Origin of the sequence: Bradyrhizobium campsiandrae, from assembly GCF_014529705.1 — a bacterium.
In the GTDB taxonomy this organism is placed as follows: domain Bacteria; phylum Pseudomonadota; class Alphaproteobacteria; order Rhizobiales; family Xanthobacteraceae; genus Bradyrhizobium; species Bradyrhizobium campsiandrae.
In genome coordinates, this window is the sequence record NZ_JAANIH010000224.1 from 1 (window position 1) to 428 (window position 428).

Here is a 428-nt window from a genome sequence, read left to right on the forward strand (position 1 = left end):
CTGCAGGGATATGTCAACTGCATGGCCGGACCAGACTTCCCGGAGTTCATGCGTTTCCAACCGGGAGCCGGAACATCCATGGGCTTTGACGACATGAAGGTCGTTGAGGCTGCGAAATTCGTCCGAGGGGTCTTGGATGGGCAGCAATATGGCCCATCTGTCGCCGATGGTTGGGCCTCAGCGGCGGTCAACGATGCGATCGTTGCCTCCTGCGGGGACCATGCCTGGCATGACGTGAAGCCGGTTTCGGGGAGAACCACGTTCGATAAGTGACCGCGTCATCGCGTGTCTGTGACCAGGCCTGGCGGCACAACCAGGTCGCCGGTGGGAACTTCCGCCGGATGGACTGGGGCGGGAGCTGCCCCTGACTTGAAAGGGCGACATGAGTACACCTCCACGCATTAGAGAAGACATCAGCCGGATGGTTA

The 428-nt window shown here is 60.3% G+C and carries 1 pseudogene; it reads left to right on the forward strand.

Going from position 1 to position 428, the window contains the following annotated elements:
- Positions 1–273: pseudogene (locus G8O24_RS47190) on the forward strand (hypothetical protein); the annotation flags it as partial.
- Positions 274–428: the final 155 nt, after the last annotated feature.